General features: G+C 43.0%; 16 protein-coding genes and 1 tRNA gene. 9 read left to right on the top strand and 8 right to left on the bottom strand.

Annotation, left to right across the window (positions count from 1 at the left end; all coding sequences use genetic code 11):
• Window positions 1-137 precede the first annotated feature (137 nt).
• Window positions 138-806: a tetratricopeptide repeat protein gene (locus F9817_RS02900; RefSeq protein ID WP_161153461.1), complete on the top strand. Its 669-nt coding sequence runs from the start codon at window positions 138-140 to the stop codon at window positions 804-806.
• 13 nt (window positions 807-819) lie between these two features.
• Here F9817_RS02900 and F9817_RS02895 read toward each other — a convergent pair whose 3' ends face one another.
• The 3 genes from F9817_RS02895 to F9817_RS02885 form a co-directional block, all read right to left on the bottom strand.
• Window positions 820-2277, bottom strand: a complete 1458-nt coding sequence (locus F9817_RS02895) for a glycoside hydrolase family 1 protein (protein ID WP_161153460.1) — start codon at window positions 2275-2277, stop codon at window positions 820-822.
• Window positions 2278-4146 carry a beta-glucoside-specific PTS transporter subunit IIABC gene (locus tag F9817_RS02890; protein ID WP_161153459.1) on the bottom strand — a complete coding sequence of 623 codons (1869 nt, stop codon included), beginning with the start codon at window positions 4144-4146 and terminating at the stop codon, window positions 2278-2280.
• 477 nt (window positions 4147-4623) lie between these two features.
• Window positions 4624-4714 (bottom strand) — tRNA-Ser (locus tag F9817_RS02885).
• Window positions 4715-5045: 331 nt separating this feature from the next.
• Between F9817_RS02885 and F9817_RS02880 the strand changes: the two genes are divergently transcribed.
• Window positions 5046-6296, top strand: a complete 1251-nt coding sequence (locus tag F9817_RS02880) for a glycosyl hydrolase (RefSeq protein ID WP_161153458.1) — start codon at window positions 5046-5048, stop codon at window positions 6294-6296.
• A gap of 49 nt (window positions 6297-6345) precedes the next feature.
• Here the strand turns inward: F9817_RS02880 and F9817_RS02875 are convergent, their stop codons facing one another.
• Entirely contained in the window at window positions 6346-7560 is a 1215-nt protein-coding gene (locus F9817_RS02875; RefSeq protein WP_161153457.1) for a multidrug effflux MFS transporter, read from the bottom strand.
• 147 nt (window positions 7561-7707) lie between these two features.
• On the opposite strand from F9817_RS02875, the gene F9817_RS02870 reads away from it, so the two are divergent.
• The 3 genes from F9817_RS02870 to F9817_RS02860 all read left to right on the top strand — a co-directional run bounded on the left by F9817_RS02870 (window position 7708) and on the right by F9817_RS02860 (window position 10852).
• A complete protein-coding gene (locus F9817_RS02870; protein WP_161153456.1) occupies window positions 7708-8598 on the top strand; it encodes a LysR family transcriptional regulator in 891 nt (296 codons plus the stop codon).
• Window positions 8599-8722: 124 nt separating this feature from the next.
• Complete coding sequence (locus F9817_RS02865; protein WP_161153455.1) at window positions 8723-9142, top strand: DoxX family protein; 420 nt, start codon at window positions 8723-8725, stop codon at window positions 9140-9142.
• A gap of 309 nt (window positions 9143-9451) precedes the next feature.
• Window positions 9452-10852, top strand: a complete 1401-nt coding sequence (locus F9817_RS02860; protein WP_161153454.1) for an HD-GYP domain-containing protein — start codon at window positions 9452-9454, stop codon at window positions 10850-10852.
• Here F9817_RS02860 and F9817_RS02855 read toward each other — a convergent pair.
• Window positions 10842-11780 (bottom strand): histone deacetylase family protein, encoded by a 939-nt coding sequence (locus tag F9817_RS02855; protein ID WP_161153453.1) that lies wholly within the window; start codon window positions 11778-11780, stop codon window positions 10842-10844. The genes F9817_RS02860 and F9817_RS02855 overlap by 11 nt on opposite strands.
• Window positions 11781-11923: 143 nt before the next feature.
• On the opposite strand from F9817_RS02855, the gene F9817_RS02850 reads away from it, so the two are divergent.
• Window positions 11924-12610 carry an SDR family oxidoreductase gene (locus F9817_RS02850; protein ID WP_161153452.1) on the top strand — a complete coding sequence of 229 codons (687 nt, stop codon included), beginning with the start codon at window positions 11924-11926 and terminating at the stop codon, window positions 12608-12610.
• Window positions 12611-12655: 45 nt separating this feature from the next.
• Here F9817_RS02850 and F9817_RS02845 read toward each other — a convergent pair whose 3' ends face one another.
• Both F9817_RS02845 and F9817_RS02840 read right to left on the bottom strand, forming a co-directional pair.
• Window positions 12656-14635 (bottom strand): DNA topoisomerase III, encoded by a 1980-nt coding sequence (locus tag F9817_RS02845; RefSeq protein WP_161153451.1) that lies wholly within the window; start codon window positions 14633-14635, stop codon window positions 12656-12658.
• Between the two features lie 88 nt (window positions 14636-14723).
• Window positions 14724-15062, bottom strand: coding sequence for a Grx4 family monothiol glutaredoxin (locus F9817_RS02840; protein WP_161153450.1), 339 nt, complete (start codon window positions 15060-15062; stop codon window positions 14724-14726).
• 409 nt (window positions 15063-15471) lie between these two features.
• Here F9817_RS02840 and sodB point away from each other — a divergent pair, with 409 nt between their 5' ends.
• From sodB to F9817_RS02825, 3 genes are all read left to right on the top strand, one after another.
• The gene (gene sodB, locus F9817_RS02835; protein ID WP_161153449.1) at window positions 15472-16053 is read left to right on the top strand and encodes a superoxide dismutase [Fe]; all 582 of its coding nucleotides are present in this window, start codon (window positions 15472-15474) and stop codon (window positions 16051-16053) included.
• A 159-nt stretch (window positions 16054-16212) separates the two neighbouring features.
• Window positions 16213-16716: a VC2046/SO_2500 family protein gene (locus F9817_RS02830; protein WP_161153448.1), complete on the top strand. Its 504-nt coding sequence runs from the start codon at window positions 16213-16215 to the stop codon at window positions 16714-16716.
• 266 nt (window positions 16717-16982) lie between these two features.
• The gene (locus F9817_RS02825) at window positions 16983-17651 is read left to right on the top strand and encodes an SDR family oxidoreductase (protein WP_161153447.1); all 669 of its coding nucleotides are present in this window, start codon (window positions 16983-16985) and stop codon (window positions 17649-17651) included.
• Between the two features lie 25 nt (window positions 17652-17676).
• Here the strand turns inward: F9817_RS02825 and F9817_RS02820 are convergent, their stop codons facing one another.
• Window positions 17677-18423 (bottom strand): MlaA family lipoprotein, encoded by a 747-nt coding sequence (locus tag F9817_RS02820; protein ID WP_161153446.1) that lies wholly within the window; start codon window positions 18421-18423, stop codon window positions 17677-17679.
• Window positions 18424-18438: the final 15 nt, after the last annotated feature.

The following is an 18438-nucleotide window of genomic DNA, read 5'->3' as shown; positions in this document are numbered from 1 at the left end:
TATTCGCAGGAATATCAAATTAAGAGCAAGGTAATTCTTGCTCTTTTGCTATGCTCAACACTGTGGTCATCACTTTGTCATTCTCTTTATGTGATCATTAAAAACTCGATATTGGTTATCAAGGATAAGGTATCTCCATGTTGCTCTCTTTTGTTCGCGTTATTGGTCTATTTGCACTTTTGAACCTAATCTTCATTGGCTTCGCCACCACCAGCCAAGCAGCGCCAGCTCATCAGGTTAGCGCTACCTATACCTATGAAACCCAGTGGGCAAAGTGCCAATACCAAGTCACAGAAAAGAAACAGCAGGCAGGGTGTTTTTCAGCACTGATCACTCAACTGCGTGAAGCAGCAAAGAAAGCGCCCGATAATCCCAATATCAATACGTTACTTGCGATTAATATCGCCTCTTTAGCGGGAGTATCCGGCGTTACAAAAGCATTAGGTTTGATCAAAGAAGCAAAAGGAATTTTGGAAGAGGTGATCAAGAAGCACCCGCACGCAATGCATGGCGCTCCTTATGTGACCCTAGGTGCATTATATTACCGAGCACCCGGCTGGCCGATCAGTTTTGGGAATGATGACAAAGCGAAAACACTCTTGGAAGAGGGCTTAAAACTGAATCCCTACAATAGTACCACCAATTATTTTTATGCTGACTTTCTTGCCGAGCAAGGAGAAAAGCAGCAAGCGATCATCGTTCTCAAAAAAACGCTGACTTATCCCAGTGACCCCGATTATCCCGTTACCAACGCTGGGCGAAAGAAAGACATCGAAACGCTGCTAAATAAGCTTCAAGGCCACTAGTTTCATCACATAATTACAAGCTTTCTCCATTGGTGTTGATGACATCTTGATACCAATAGAACGAATCTTTCCTCATACGTTCCAGTGAACCTTGGCCAAAATCATCTTGATCCACATAGATAAAGCCATAACGTTTCGACATTTGAGAAGTCGAAGCACTCACGATATCAATCGGCCCCCAACTGGTATAGCCAATACAATCAACGCCCATATTGATCGCTTCACGCATCTGCTCAAAATGTTCTTTGAAGTACTTGATACGATATGGATCATGAATGTTGCCATTCTCAACAGTATCTTTTGCTCCCATCCCATTTTCCACCACCATTAGCGGCTTACGATAACGGTCGTACAGTTCAAGCAACGAAATTTTCAAACCGACCGGGTCAATCTGCCATCCCCACTCTGTTTCATCCAGATACGGGTTTTTAACCCCGATGATGGTATTTCCTGGGGCACGTTCTACATCATCGCTTGCCGATTCTGTCATCGACATATAGTAGCTAAACGTAACGTAATCTACGGTATGCGCTTTTAACACGTCACAATCAGCTTGAGTCATTTCAACCTTAATGCCTTCTCGTTGCCAGCGGCTTAAAGTCAGCGGCGGATATTCACCAAATACTTGTACATCAGCGTAAAAATAGTTATCCAGATTCTTTAATAGTGTCAGTTCAACATCTTTCGGATGGCAGGTGTGTGGATAGGTCGTCAATTTAGTCAACATGCATCCGACCATACTTTCAGGGATTTTCTCATGGCAATCTCTCGTCACCATGGCCGATGCCACCAGTTGATGATGGAGCGCTTGATAGATCTCTTGCTTTTCTTTTCCTAGCGTGAGTTTGTCAGGAATAATGCCTGCCGTAGTGAAAGGATGGCGGCAGATACTGTCTACTTCATTAAACGTTAGCCAATACTTCACATAAGGCTTAAAGTAATCAAAACATGCATCAGAAAAACGCACAAAACAGTCAATCACCTGACGGTCAACCCACCCGTTGTACTTAACGCTAAGTGCTAGCGGCATTTCATAGTGTGACAAAGTGACGATGGGCTCTATATTGTGTTTTTTCATTTCCTTGAACACATTAATGTAGAACTGAACCCCTTCCATATTGGGCTGAGCTTCTTCACCCGTTGGAAACAAACGTGACCACGCAATAGAAAGTCGTAATGCTTTAAACCCCATCTCACCAAACAGGGCGATATCTTCTGCGTAACGGTGATAAAAATCGATACCACGACGTTTAGGGTAGTCGGCATCACTCTCATCTTGCATAGCGGCAGTAATGGTTTGAGTGTTTATCGCGACATGCTTAGCGTAATCCTTCACATCGACGTTCGCTTTAAACATGGCAACATCAGCAACAGATAATCCCTTACCGCCTTCATTCCAAGCCCCTTCAGCTTGGTTTGCAGCGATAGCACCGCCCCATAAAAATCCATCCGGAAAGCGTTTATTACTCATTTAAACTAGCTCCTCTATCATAAATAGGGTTTGATTTTTATCGACGGCCTGTTTTTGTACCGCCACCGGTTCAATTTGAAAGTGTTCATAATTGGCTACGATAGCCATCACTGTCGGGTCGTAACCCGCTTTGACGATTGCTTCTAAATCGAACCTGATTAATTCATCACCCGCGTTAACCTCATCACCTGGCTTCACTTTTACCGAAAAGAATTTTCCCTCTAGCTCCACCGTATTAATACCAATATGAAACAGCAGCTCTGCCCCATTTGCACTCATCATATTGATGGCATGCCCCGTTTCATACACACTTGAAATCTCGCCATCAATCGGGGCATACAACACGCCCTCGGTTGGAATCACTGCAATTCCGTCCCCTACCATTTTGCTGGCAAAGACCTCATCTTTAACGTCTTCAAGAGGAATCACTTTCCCGATAACTGGCGCACAAAAAGAGTAAGCATGGTGCTCAGTTCCAGCGGGCGTCGCATGCGTTGATTTAGAATTAGGATCTTGATTTTCTGCTTCACCAGAAGATTCTCGCCACATGATGAGTACACCAGCAAAAGCAGTGAAAAATGAGATAGGAATAGCAATTAAGGCATAAACCAGATTCATCGCATTATCGGGAGAGGTGAACATTGTAATACTTGCTATGCCAGGCCCAACCAATGCAAATGCTTCAATTGCGGTGAAGCCAATGAATGCTCCGCCCACTGCGCCACCTAACATAACACTGTACAACACCTGCTTACGAATCAGTGTTACCCCATAGATGGCAGGTTCAGTAATCCCGAAAAATGCTGAGATACCCGCAGAAATTGCAGTAGAACGTAGAGCAGAATCTTGGGTTTTTAAGGCCACAGCAAAACTGGCACCCGATTGGGAAATGTTATGAGCTAAAGAAGCTGGCAGATAAAGGAGTTCTTTACCGATTTGCGTAAAACTGGCGACTGCATAAGGGATTAAAGCTTTATGCATTCCCGCTGCAATCATAAAAGGCAAAATCGCTGCTAATAACGCGGTGGCAACAAACCCCAGTTTAGCAAACAGAAATAAAATAACAGTCGCCATCAGTTCCCCAGCATAATAACCAATAGGACCAAGTAACAATAAAGTCACGGGCACGGTTATCGCCATCGAAACCATCGGCACAAAGAAGATGCGGATTGCTTTAGGTGAATATTGAGTAATGCGCTTTTCGATTAACGCATAAAACAGAACACATAGAATGGCCGGAAAAACTTGAGATGCGTAAGCAATAGGCTGCACCGGCAAATGGCCTAGAGTAATGCCAGAAGAAAGTAACTGACTCATATTCGGTAGGAGCAGCGCACTCACTGTCGAGATAGCCACCAGCATATTCACTTTAAGTTTGGTTGCCGTTGTTGCTGCCACCAATAGGGGGAGAAAGTACAGAGGCGCGGTGCCAACAAGATCAAGAACCTGAAACGTATTCGAATTTTTATCCGCTAACCCCAATACTGCCAACAGCATTAATATGGATTTTAAAACCCCACCACCGGCGATAGCTGGTACCAATGGCTGAAAAATACTGATGACAAAATCAAGAATAAAGGCACCCCAAGATTGTTTCGATTTAGGCTGATGAGTACTTTGAACATCTATTCCCACCAACTCAGCAAGCGCCTCATACACTTCGACCACTTCATTACCAATGATAATTTGGCATTGCACATTACGCCGAACACCAATTACGCCATCAACATGTCCAAGTGCTTCGTAATCAACGATGTCATCATCAACTAGACTCAACCTGACCCTTGTCGAACAATGGGCTAAATGTGCGATATTTTCTTTACCACCTACGCATTGCAGAATGTTATCTGCGGTTATTTTGTAGTTCATACCATCACCCTGTGCGCTGTTGTATACAAAAAAACCCAACATTACGGCTCATAGAAATGACCTGTAATATTGGGTTTTTGCCTGCTGACCAGTAACACGCCCTTTCTAGCGACTTAGCTATCGCTTTAGATAAAGAAATATTGCAACCGGTTTCTTAACACAATAGCTATCGCATCAAAGTGATACAAAGTTCACATCCCATCTCGACTAATAACAGCCTTCTTCACAATTTAACCCTTTCATTTTTCTTAAAAACCTAAGTTCAGAACAGGATCACAGCAAAGGCAACATTTCTTCTATCTTTGGGAAAACAGGTATTCTGCCGTCGGAATTCAGACAATCTGGATGGTAGCGACTAAAAGAGCGAATACGAAAACAAAAAATGTCTTACCGAAATTTGGGGGAATATTAGATATTGATAAATAAGCTGTAGAAAACGAAAAAAGCCCGCTGATTTCTCAGCGGGCTTTTCGAATGTGGCGGAGAGATAGGGATTTGAACCCTAGAACCGCTATTAACGGTTGCCGGTTTTCAAGACCGGTGCTTTCGACCACTCAGCCATCTCTCCGTTGTTGAGGCGCATATTATACGGGGTAATAAAACTTGTAAACCCCTATTAGGTCCGTTTGCTGAAATAATGTGCGTAATTTTGAGTTTTTTTTCGTTCTGTTCACCTTTAATGCTGTTTTTTACATTAAGTACAGGAATACTCAACAATTTTACGACAATAACGTAGATATAGCCGAGTAGCCTTTGCCACATAAATTTTAACTGCATTCCAAATTAGAGTTAATTTAGCGACTTCTAACGCACACATCACTATCGCTTTACCTAAAGTTTACGAGTTATGCAAAAGTGCCCCACTTTTTTTATTCCTTTGACTATAGGTAACTCACTCAATGTTTTTTCGTACAACTCCTCTCTTATATTGCAGCTTTTTGGTCGGTCTTTTCTCATCAAGCGCCTTTGCCGATACTATTAGCGACAAACGTGGACTCGCCTACGCCAATACCCAAGCCGCCGATCTCGCGGCCATGAGCGGGCATATTGCTTGGTGGTATAACTGGTCAGCAGAGCCCGAAGATACCGTGGGTGATGATTACACCCAATATGGTGTTGAATACGTTCCTATGGCCGTCAATGCCAATTTTGATGAAGATGCACTACGTAGCTATTTAACCAACCACCCAGAAGTAAAATACCTTTTAGCCTTTAACGAGCCTAACTTTACTGATCAAGCAAACTTAACCCCACAAGAAGCAGCCGATGCTTGGCCTACTTTAGAATCCATTGCGGACGATTTTGATTTAAAACTCGTCGCACCAGCAGTCAATTACAGTCCAGGAGATGTCGATATACCGGGAACAGATAACGATGGTAGCCCTTATGAATATCTTGATGCTTTTTTTGACGACTGCAGTGATTGTCGTGTCGACTATATTGCAGTGCATAGCTACATGGCAACGACTGATTCATTTGAAGCATACGTAAAAAAGTTTAATACCCGATACAATAAGCCAGTTTGGGTGACTGAGTGGAATTACAGTGATAGTGGTAATGAAACGTTAGAAAACCAAATGGATTACATGGCTGATACGGTACGTTGGATGGAACAACAAGATTATGTATTCCGCTACGCTTGGTTTATCGGGCGTACCAGTGGCGGGGCCAGTGCATCACCCTATGTCGATATCTTAAGTTCAGATTACGGCTCATGGAGTGCATTAGGATCTTTATATAAAGGGATTCCAGGAAGTAATTACTATGCTCCACTACCTGGGACATTGCAGGCAGAACATGCTTATACCATGACGGGAATGCACCACAGGGCAACAACAGATAGTGATGGGAACCCGGTCGTTCAACTATTTTCCGACCAAGACGAAACAGAACAAGCCATGACTTATCAGGTTCAATCCAGTAGTGATAAAACCTATTCCATGAGCGTCAGCTATGCCGCTTCCAGTAACGCTCAAATTAGCATTCAAGTAGATAGTGACAGCTCACAAAGTCTGTTTTTACCCAATACTGGCGGCGTTTACTTTTGGGAGACAGCAACCACTTCGCTTTATTTGAGCTCAGGGACTCATACCATCACTATCAAGTCCACCAGCGGACAACCTGGGTTTGACTGGTTTAAATTTGAGTAAAACGACGACGGGGAGGGCCTACTTGCCCTTCCCCTCCATTAAGTGCAATTTATTTGGCTGGTGCTTTGTGACCCAGATAGTTCACCACAAAAGCCAGTACCGTACAGACCAAAATCATGCCACACATTGGTAGAGAAGTCCCATTATGCAACGCGCCGACAATCGCACTGATTGCACCCGCAAAGGCAAATTGACATACCCCAACTAATGACGATGCCGATCCTGCATCTCTGCCGCTTACGGACATGGCAATGGCAATGGAGTTGGCACAAACCATTGGCACCATAGACACACAAACAAACAGTGGAATCATGAATAACCAAAGCTGATCGGTATTTCTGACTAGGACTAACGCGACACTAGCAACCAAAGAAATAATAATCGATGCTGTAAACAATAATTTAGGCGTAAAGCGTTTTAATAACATTCGGTTTGCTTGGCTGGTAATCACCATACCAGCAGCGGTTCCACTAAACATCCAACCGTAAGTTTCTCGTCCCATACCAAATAATTGCATCAGTACAAATGGCGATCCGGTGATAAAGCAAAACATAACAGAATTGGAAAAACTTCCGGCTAGAGTTGGCGACATAAAACGCCAATCGCAAAGAAAGCGTTTAAACACCGTCATCATTTCACCGATATTTTGCTTCTGCCGGCGCTCTACTGGTAAAGACTCTGGGACCCATTTAGCGGTAATCAACCAACAGATCACACCAAATGCGACTAAAAAGGTGAATACGGCCTTCCATCCACCAAACACTAACAGGTAAGCACCAATTACAGGAGCGGTAATCGGCCCCACGGTTTGTACGACCATCATGAGAGATAAAGCCTTTGCCGCTTCTTGCTCATCAAACAAATCTTGAATAATCGCCCGACTAATGACCATACCTGAACAGCCGCCAATGGCTTGGAAAAAACGCAATCCAATCAAGCCTTCGATATTCAGAACATACAAAATCGCCAAAGACGTCACAATGAATAAAGCAACACCACCTAAGAGCGGCACACGTCGACCATATCGATCGATTAGAGGCCCATAGAGTAATTGGCCGATAGCCATACCAACGAAAAAGGTCGATAAGCTCAATTGTACTTGCGACATTGACGTATCAAAATCGCTCGCCATTAAGTTAAATCCAGATAAATACATGTCAGTAGAAAAAGGGGCAAAGATCGATAATGCCCCTAATATCCATGTCAGCATAGATCGAGACTTCGTTTCTCCCCCAGCCGATGCCATCGTGTGTGTATCCGTCATATATTACCCTTCTAAAATGTCACAAAACACGAGAAGTGTGACTCGCCATTGATGCGTATTTTTTATGCTACGAGTCACATTTTATTCACCCCAACTGATAAATACCAATATATAATTAACCATCAATTGATATATAAAAGATAAACAATGGAACTTCGTCATTTACGCTATTTTGTTACGGTGGCTCAAGAGCTTCATTTTGGGAGAGCTGCGAATAAATTGCATATCGCCCAACCTGCACTGAGTATTCAAATCAAAGCACTAGAGAAAAATCTTGGCGGCGATTTATTTAAACGTACCAGTCGCAGCGTGACGCTTACTGAAGCAGGAGAGAAATTTTTAATTGAGGCAAAATTAGCGCTTGAGCATGCTTCTCGGGCAGAGCTCGTTGCCAAAAGTGTATTTGCCGGTGATACAGGCAGATTAACCGTCGGTTATTCAGGTAGCGTCACCTATTCAGGGTTATTAGGCCAATTTGTGCAATCATTTCGCCAAAGCAAACCTTATATTGAATTGCACCTTAAAGAACTCGATCCATTTACTCAACTTGAGCAACTTGCCAGTGGAGATATCGACGCAGGTTTTCTGACCACTTACTCACTCACAGTACCCGATACCATTCACACAACAGCACTGTCACAATGGCCACCTTGTGTCGCAATGCCGGCCAATCATCCTTTGTCTGAGCGTCACCAATTAACGATGCAAGATCTTAAACATGAGTCTTTTATTACTTATTCCAGCTCTCATCGAGATGACGGTGCCGCTGCGATTAGACAGTTAGCGAATTACGAACCGAACATTATCAGCCGTGAATCGAACATTATGTCAGTCTTAGCATTAGTAGGAAGTGGCATGGGTATCTCAATAGTCCCCGACATCTTGAGTAAAACGCTTCATCAGCCAGGATTGATCTTTAAACCACTGCATAATGTGGATGCGTGTATCGAAATATCCCTTGCTCATCCCAAAGCAATACATCGACCATCATTGAACACTTTCATTGACCATATCCATGCATTGATGAACTCTTATTGATATCAAATTTATTACGTAAGCTATTGTTGAATCGGTTAATCATTATGTGAGCAGTGAAACATAATTTATATTAAAAATACGTTTTATTATTAACAGTTATCATTCACTAATTTGAGGAATGGCGATGAATGCTCTCGTTGAAAAAACCAATCAATGGCTAAGCCACCCAGATGCAGCAAAATTCATTTTACGTGTCGGTTTTGGGGCTATGATGCTACTTCATGGCATCCATAAAGCGATGCATGGTACCGGATTTATTGAAGGTCTATTTGTTGATCTTGGACTGCCCGCTTGGTTCGCCTATTCGGTATTTATCGGTGAAATTTTAGCTCCCCTAATGATGATCTTAGGTTGGTACAGCCGTATTGGCGCAGTATTGATTGTTGGCACGAGTGTTGTGGTTATCGGATTAGTTCATTTGGGCGATTTCTTCACGCTATCAAAAGTGGGTGGCTGGATAGTGGAAGATATTGCAGTTTATCTTTTCGCCGGTATTGCCGTTGCATTTCTTGGCTCTGGTAAATACGCAGTAAAACCAGATTAATCGATATACCTAGTCACTAAAATACATACACTCAAATGACCTCCGTGATTATTGTTGCTACTCATTGCGGAGGTATTTTTATGTCTGCTTTATCCTCTCCTTAATACTGGCTGTTTCACTTTAAGCCTAGTGATCTGCACTCATCCCATGGCATTCTGGCAGAAACACCCAGACTCAATACTTTTGTTACGTTTGCATACTTAACCCGACGCTCGAAAATCACCTCCAAATCAGTCGTCGGTTATTCCTGTGCAAAAAACGATAACAACTATACTTATAAGGTTATTTACACCATATTGGCCAAAGACTATGTCTGCACTCACCTCTCACAATATGCCGCTCGCTGAGCTTATTTCATCGCTGACCATTGCCCTAGATATGACGGAAGGCCAGCCTCCAGAACACTGTATGCGCTGTTGTTGGATAGGGATGAATATTGGACAATTATTACACTTGTCGTTATCAGATCAGTATGATTTATATTTCGTCTTATTACTCAAAGATGCGGGTTGTAGCAGTAATGCCGCCCGCATCTGTGAGCTCTATGCAACCGATGATCGAACGTTTAAACATCGTTATAAAACAGTGGGTACCAGCCTAACCAGTGCCATTAATTTTGTGATTAAAAACGCAGGCTCTGGCGAAAATTGGCGCAAGCGTATCTCAACAACGATTGATATATTAAAAAATGGATCGGATTACGCTCAAGAACTCATTCAAACTCGCTGTACCCAAGGCGCTGAAGTCGCTAGAGAATTGGGGTTTAGTGAACAAGTCGCTCAGGGGATACAATATTTAGATGAACACTGGGATGGGTCAGGGAAGCCCAATGGTTTGGAAGGCGAACATATTCCGCTATTTTCTCGAATTGCCTTGCTTGCGCAAGTCATGGATGTATTTCAAAGTGAACACGATTTAAATTCCGCATTTGAGGAAGTAGAAAATCGTTCCGGAGCCTGGTTAGATCCCCACCTCGTCGCTTTATGTAGACAACTAAAAGAAACATCCTCTTTTACTGCTGCGCTCAAGTCATCTTCGATCACCCCTTTCGTACTGTCTATGTCGCCAGCTCAAGCGATGATTCCACTCGATGATGAGTACTTCGACAGTATTGTCGCTGCTTTTGGCAAAATCGTCGATGCCAAAAGTCCATTTACCGCAGGTCACAGTGCTCGCGTGGCCGTGTTTAGCACTATCATTGCTCAAGAAATGGGGTTAGACCAAGAAGATTGCCAATGGCTAAAACGTGCGGCACTGCTGCATGATTTAGGTAAGCTCGGCGTCAGTAACACAATATTGGATAAACCCGGAAAGTTGAATCAAGAAGAATGGGCACAAATTCAAAAGCACGCCGTTTTTACTAGGGAGATTATCGAGAAAATATCGCCACTGAAGAAATTCGCTAAAATGGCCGCCGCCCATCATGAAAAACTAGACGGTACCGGCTACCCCGATGGATTAATTGCTGAAGAAATATCTATAATGACGCGAATCATTACTACTGCGGATATTTTTGATGCCATTACGGCTGAACGCCCTTATCGCGGAGCTATCCCCATACCTAAGACATTAGAAATAATGGCAGAAAACGTTGGCACTGCTATTGATGAAACTTGTTTTAATGCTCTCAAACAAGGACTAAAAAAACTGCCTACTAAGTATATAGATAACGTTGGTAAAGAGGCAATCCGCCCCTCTCCTACCCTTTAGGTTTATTCTGACGAGCGTGCTCATGCGCCGCTTTAAATAACTGCATATGAATGGGGACCAAACTCTCATGTTGGTCTCGATATCCACCACCAACCACACAGGCCATCGGAATCTCTTTTTCTTTCGCTACCTCAAGCATAAAATAGTCGCGCTGGTAGATAGCCGCAGTTGTCACCGCTAAATGCCCCAGTTCATCATCTTCATGGATATCAATACCAGCATCATAAATGATCAAATCTGGCTGATACAGATTGATAGCCATTGGTACCACCGACATAAAATGACTCAGAAAAATCTCATCGCCAGCCATTTTAGGTAACCCAATATCGATATTAGAATCGGGCTTGCGCGCTGGAAAATTTTTATCGCAATGGAAAGAAAGCGTGATGATGTCATCTCGGTGTGCACATAACGCCGCTGTTCCATCCCCATGATGAACATCACTATCAATGATTAGCACTCGATCGACGCCTTCTTGCTGAAGTGCCCAATCGGCTGCAATCACTAAATCATGAAATAAACAAAACCCACTACCAAAATCGTAGTGAGCATGGTGATAACCACCACTAAGATGAATTGCAAGACCGTGCTCTAGCGCTTTCTCTGTGGTTAAACGTGTACCGCCAGCCGACATCAAGGTTCTATCAATTAAAGCTTGGCTCCATGGAAAACCAATGCGCCGCATTTTTGCGGCGGGTAAATCCCCGTTTATTAATGCATCGACGTACTCACTGGCATGAACACGTTTTACCTCATCGACCGATACTGGTTTCGGTTCAAAATATTCAAACAGTTCACCCCATGTGGGATCTTGCTCTGCTTGTTTCTCTAATTCCATTCTCAACAAACGATACTTATTGATCGGATAGCGGTGATTTGGCGAAAGCTCAAGTTGTGAATAAATCGAGTGATAAACAAGAGGAAGCATAAGGTCACATCCAACATGAAAGATAAATAAATGAGGCGATAGGGTAACAGAGGTTAAAAGTGGTGCAACTAGAGAAAAATTGCAACTCAGCCTATCCAGTACCAAACTATTGTTTGGGTATAAACGCCTTTGAGGATTAAAACATGAGCCGGGTATTCATTACAGGTGCGAATCGAGGAATCGGACTCGCGCTAGCCAAAACCTATCTAGCCAATGGTGATGAAGTTCATGCTACGTATCGAGACACACAACAATCAAAAGAGCTACTGGATTTAAAACTTCATAACCATTTATTGTTTTGCCATAAACTCGATGTGACCGACTACTTTGCTGTGGCTAAACTAGCACAGCAATTTGCGTCGTTAGATATCGTCATTAGCAATGCAGGTTACTACGGACCGAAAGGCTATCCCCTAGGTCAGACAGACGAAATGGAATGGCGACGCACCCTAGAGGTTAATGCCATTGCTCCATTAAAATTAGCCGAAGCGTTCATGCCATTAGTAAAACAAGGTAACGATAAGAAAATGGCTTTTATTTCATCGAAAATGGGCAGTATGACCGATAACCAATCGGGCGGTGCTTATATTTATCGTTCAAGTAAAGCGGCCTTAAATTCAGTAGTGAAAAGTCTCAGCATTGATTTAGAACCTAGCGGCATTACCGTTCTCGCGATACATCCTGGCTGGGTCAAAACCTCGATGGGCGGGCCAAATGCCCAAATGAACCCTAACACATCGGCTTATCAGATATATAACTTCATACATAATGCAACAATGAAACGTACCGGACAATTCGTCAATTTTGATGGTGCTCATATACCTTGGTGATCTAGTGCAGTTTTAGCGCTAAATGACCGCGTTGATTGTGAACACTTAAGACTTTTTGGCTCGGCGAGTTGAACTGCTCGTTTTACTTGCCCCTTTTGTTCCCGTTTTACTGTAACTTCGGCGTTTACGTTTAAATGCAGGGCGCTCTACTTTAGGTAATGAGCGCAGCGAATCAGGAACCGGCCCTTGCTTAACATGGTCCATTAGCTCACTCATACGCTGTTCTAAAGCGTGCATAAAAGGCTGATAAGCTTGCCCTCTTTCCGCCATTGCTTGTAACTGATGCTCCCAGTGTGCCGTCATGTCAGGATAGGTAGATTCATCAGGTAACGCGTGAATCAATCCCCGTCCAGCCGGTGAACTCAGTATGGTTTTACCTTGGCGTTTTAATAACTGGCGTTTAAACAAGGTATCGAGAATACCAGCACGTGTCGCTTCTGTTCCAAGCCCATCGGTATCACGTAAAATCTTTTTCAGATCTTTATCTGCAACAAATCGAGCAATCCCAGTCATGGCCTGTAACAGGGTGGCTTCAGTAAAATGACGCGGCGGTTCGGTTTTACGTGCTGTCACTTCCCCTTCACGGCAAGTTAACACCGTCCCTTTTGCTAGCGGTGGAACCGCATCTATCCCCTCATCATCACTTTCTTGCTTCCCCATTAATGTTTTCCAGCCAGCAGAAATCAATTGGCGTCCCTTAGCGATAAAAACGCCACCAGCGATGTCGAACACCAATTTCGCTTCAGCAAAAATCGCATGAGGATAAAACTGCAGTAAATATTGACGAGCAATGAGCTGATAGACATTCATTTCAGCGCCAGACAAACCATTAACACTGGATTTTTTCGGTGTCGGAATAATGGCGTGGTGAGCATCCACTTTACTGTCGTTCCACGCTTTAGATTTGATCGATAAATCTGCGTCTTGCACTGCACCATTCAGTTCTTTAGCGTTATTTGCAATCGCTTCACATACTTTCGCCGCTTCACTTAGATGACCGCGAGGTAAATAGCGATTATCAGAACGTGGATAGGTGATCAACTTGTGTTTCTCATACAGCGATTGACAAATATCCAGCACTTGCTGAGCACTGAGGTTATAACGCTTTGCGGCATCGATTTGTAAAGCTGAGAGTGAATAAGGCAATGGAGGCGCTTGCTTCGTCTGTTTCTGCTCTGATTCAGTCACCGTCGCAGGCTGACCTTTAATTCGCAGTGCAACATTATCGGCCAATTTTTTACTTAAGACGCGCCCTTCCTCATCTTGCCAAGGCTGGCAAGCATCGCTAGGCTTCCAGCGTGCTCGAATATCAAATGCTTGCCCATCATTTTGATATGGAATAAGTGCATCAACGGTAAAAAAATCTCGAGGGATAAACTGCTCTATCTCTTCATCACGCCGAACCACCAAACCAAGCACTGGTGTTTGTACTCGCCCTACCGATAACACCCCTTGATACCCCGCTTTTTGCCCGAGCAAAGTATAAGCACGAGACATATTCATTCCATAGAGCCAATCCGCTCGAGAGCGCGCCAAGGCAGAGACAGATAATGGAATAAAATCTCGATTTGAGCGTAGTTTGGATAATGCTTTTTTTACCGCGGGTAAGTTCAAATCACTGATCAGCAATCGTTCTACCGACTCTTTTTTTGCTTTGGAGACTTTGCAGTGATCAATGACTTCATCGACGAGTAATTGGCCTTCTCGATCGGGATCGCCAGCATGAATAAGTTGCCCGGCTTGTTTTACCAATTTTTTAATCACTGTAAGCTGCTTACTCGCCGTCTTCTTCGGGCGCAATTGCCATTGCTCCGGAATAATGGGCAAATCAGCTAGGTTCCATTTTTTAAAACGTTCATCATAAGCATCCGGCTCAACTTGCTCGAGTAAATGCCCAATACACCAAGTGACGATGTCACCGTTACCACACGTGATAAATCCTTGGTCTTTCTTATGCGGTTTTGGCAACGCATCCGCTATCGCTCTCGCTAAGCTTGGTTTTTCGGCTATGAATAAACGTGACATATTAAAAACAGCAACCCTAAAAACAACAAAGGCCACATTATCGAATGTGGCCTAGGAAAAGCAAGAAAAACTGTAATTTTATACAGTATTACTCCGCATCATCTGATGCAATGCGTGCAGCCGCTTCTTTGATTAATGGTTGTAGTTCACCTTTTTGGAACATTTCCAAAATGATGTCACAACCACCAACCAATTCACCTTCAACCCATAGCTGAGGGAAAGTTGGCCACTGAGCATAGATAGGCAATTCTGCTCGGATATCCGGGTTTTGCAGAATGTCTACGTAAGCAAATTTTTCACCACAAGCCATTAACGCTTGCGCTGCCTGAGAAGAAAAACCGCAACTAGGTAGTTTTGGTGAACCTTTCATGTAAAGAAGGATTGGGTTCTCAGAAATTTGCTGTTTAATTTTGTCGATGGTTTCCATTGCTTCCTCATTGAAGACGTTTTAGTGATTGGAGACATTCTAAATCATTAGATGAGAATAAAAAGCCCACAATCAATATGGTTATAATTTTTCATTCTATCAAGTCACCAAAATGCCATACATCACGAATTATATTGGACTTGAAAAGCGTATTCTCGACCATACATGGATAGATAGTAACTCTATATTTCCTTGTACTGAGAGAATAATCTTCAACCTCTTACTTATTTTTATTCAGTTTAGGGTTTTAATAAAGTAAAAAGTTGCTAAAATAGATCTCAAGTCAGTCGTAAACGACGAAAAACCCATGGAATGAAGCACATACTTCACCCATGAGGCATAAATAAAAAACACTGGAAGCAATCAACGAAAGAGAAAACTCTTTCAAACACTAATGGAGAATTGAGCAATGGCATTTGAACTACCCGCTCTTCCTTACGCAAAAGATGCACTAGAACCACATATCTCAGCAGAAACTTTGGAATACCACTACGGTAAACACCACAACACTTACGTGGTGAAACTAAATGGCCTAGTTCCTGGTACTGAGTTCGAAGGCAAAACTCTGGAAGAGATCATCAAAACGTCTACTGGCGGTATCTTCAACAACGCAGCTCAAGTTTGGAACCACACTTTCTACTGGCACTGTCTAGCGCCTAAAGCAGGTGGCGAACCAACAGGCGCAGTTGCAGAAGCAATCAATGCAGCATTCGGTTCTTTTGCAGAATTCAAAACTAAATTCACTGACTCAGCAGTTGCGAACTTCGGTTCAGGCTGGACTTGGCTTGTGAAAAAAGCGGACGGTTCTCTAGATATCGTTAATACTTCAAACGCAGCAACTCCACTAACAGAAGGTTTCACTCCTCTGCTAACTGTTGACGTTTGGGAACACGCTTACTACATCGATTACCGTAATGCTCGTCCAAACTACATGGAAGCATTCTGGAACCTTGTAAACTGGGAATTCGTTGCAGAAAACCTAGCTAAATAAGCTTCATATTTGGTTTAAACCAAGTATGTAACATTAAGGTCTACCCTCGGGTAGGCCTTTTTATTTTCTATTCAGTGAATTGTCGTATAGAGATTTATCGAAAAAACCTAAAGTTTTTCTGTGTGTTGCCGTTAAGTTAATTGTTAAACGGAGAGCATTATGCAAGTTCATACTTTAGACAAAGCAGGATTAATTAACGAGATTAAGGTCGGCACTGGTATTAACCAAGCAGTGCACCAGAGTCGTCGTGCCGATTTTTCATTACTGCTTGCAATGTTCTCAAACGATGTGCGAGATAACACTCCGGCCGAGAAAGTTGAGACACCCGTCACCACCGATCAGGTCTTACGCCGCCGCTTTCAACTACAAGAACCACAGTCGTTACGCAATGATCAAAGCAGTTATGCCATCTCATCAGAACATGCACGTCAATTTCATGACGGTGGTTTATCGAGTGCAAAACTGAGTCACTACCTGACGCCAGATCCACTCACTTATATGCCAGAGGATACGTTCGATCTTCCGGAAGAAATCTACAGTAATTTATCTGGACATGATCGCCGCCACCTTGCAGAAAAAACCCCACCAACGCTTATCCCAGCCACCCTTTATCAAGAGCTAGTTGATGCTAATCGCCACGATCAAATTCGTGCACAAGCGTGATTTTCTTTAAACTATATTCAATAGATAGTTAATATTAGCCATTGATATTTAATATAAATACTATGTTTCGTATCGTTTCATCACCGAATAATGAAACACCTTTGCTGTATTGGTGATTCGAATGTGAAACGACACTGAAAAAATACAAATCAAAATTAGAAGACTGGCTAATTTTGATCTTATTCACATTGAGTTTGATTTAGATCAACCATCATGAAATAACCCCTTATCGTCAAGGGGGAGTACTGTGGTATGAGGATCAATCAATGGATATCAAATGCGCTGTTATTTTAATTACGTCAGCTAGCTCAATATTTGGTAGAGCCCTAGCGCTCCACTATGCTCGTTTGGGTGCGCGGTTAATTTTATGCGATCAAGATGAAACTTCTCTGCGACAGATCACTCTCCAATGCCAAACAATCAATCCTGATGTTCACTATTACCCGATGTTATCGACCTCGGCACAAGAGGTGGATGCACTGTTCGATTACATTGAACGAACCTATCAACAAACACCGGATGTGCTCATCAATCATTGGCCAAACGCCCCTTTCCCATCCTTTTTATCTGAACATGCTTCCACACAATTTGTCGATCAATGGAACAGGCTTACCGCCAACTTCTTTTCATTTGGTTATACATGTGCAGAACGTATGCGCTTAAGTGGTGTTAAAGGCGTCATTGTTAATGTGATTTCTTACAATGAAACGTTAGAAATGGCCGGAATTGAAAGTGCTGCGTCGATGGTAGCTGGCTTTACTCATAGCTGGGCAAAAGAGCTGACGCCATTCAATATTCGAGTGGGGGGCGTAATACCTCAGTTAGTCACTGAGCCAGAATTTAGTCATGGGATGATGCAGTGTGATGAGTTAACACGACATACAGAATATATTGTCGCTAATGAGTACTTTAGTGGCCGAGTAGTCTCCGCATAGAGACTACTCAGATTTAAGCTGACTCCTAATATTGATCTAGGTAGTCGTCCATTTTTTCTTCGTCTTGCGCGTTATAAGTATCTTTCATCACTTCCGCTTTAAAATCGAGATGCTGCATATAAGCATCACGAGTAAAGGCGTATGGATCAGGAGAGTTTTTCAACATCGGCTCTTGAGAAACCAACGATGCCCGGCTTTCTAGACCTTGGAATACAAATTTACCTACAGCAGCCCAAATATTTAAGTAAGAAAGAGGGGCGTAGGTGCTGTCGACAAAATCAGCCGAGTCACGTAGAGCATAAGGTCCAGCGCCTGGTACCATCACGTAAGGACCTTTACCTACGCCATAATGACCAATTGCGTCACCAAATTCTTTCTGATCGTCTTTTTTGATACCTGCAGCCGAGGCAATGTCAAACAAGCCTAAAATGCCAAACGTAGAGTTAATCCAAAAACGGTTAAAGTGATCCAACGCTTTTCTGCCATTACCCATAATTATATTGTTAATCATGCTGGCAGGCTCATCTAGATTGCCAAAGAAATTTGAGATACCACTCCGCACAGGCGTCGGTACGTAATCGACATAAGCCATTGCGGTTGGTCTTAAGACGTAAGGATCTAAATAATCGTAGTTAACCGTCCACATAGCACGGTTAAAGCCTTCAAATGGATCATTAGTGCTCGCTTGGCCACCTTGATTGGGTGCCGAACTACACCCAGCTAACGCCAAAATCACACCTAATAATAGTAAGCGAATGATGCGGTTATTCATTATATTTTCCGTCAT

The sequence above is a fragment of the Vibrio eleionomae genome, assembly GCF_009874545.1.
In the GTDB taxonomy this organism is placed as follows: domain Bacteria; phylum Pseudomonadota; class Gammaproteobacteria; order Enterobacterales; family Vibrionaceae; genus Vibrio; species Vibrio nitrifigilis.
Note: the sequence above shows the minus strand (reverse complement) of the source record. Positions and strands in the feature narration are given on the sequence as shown.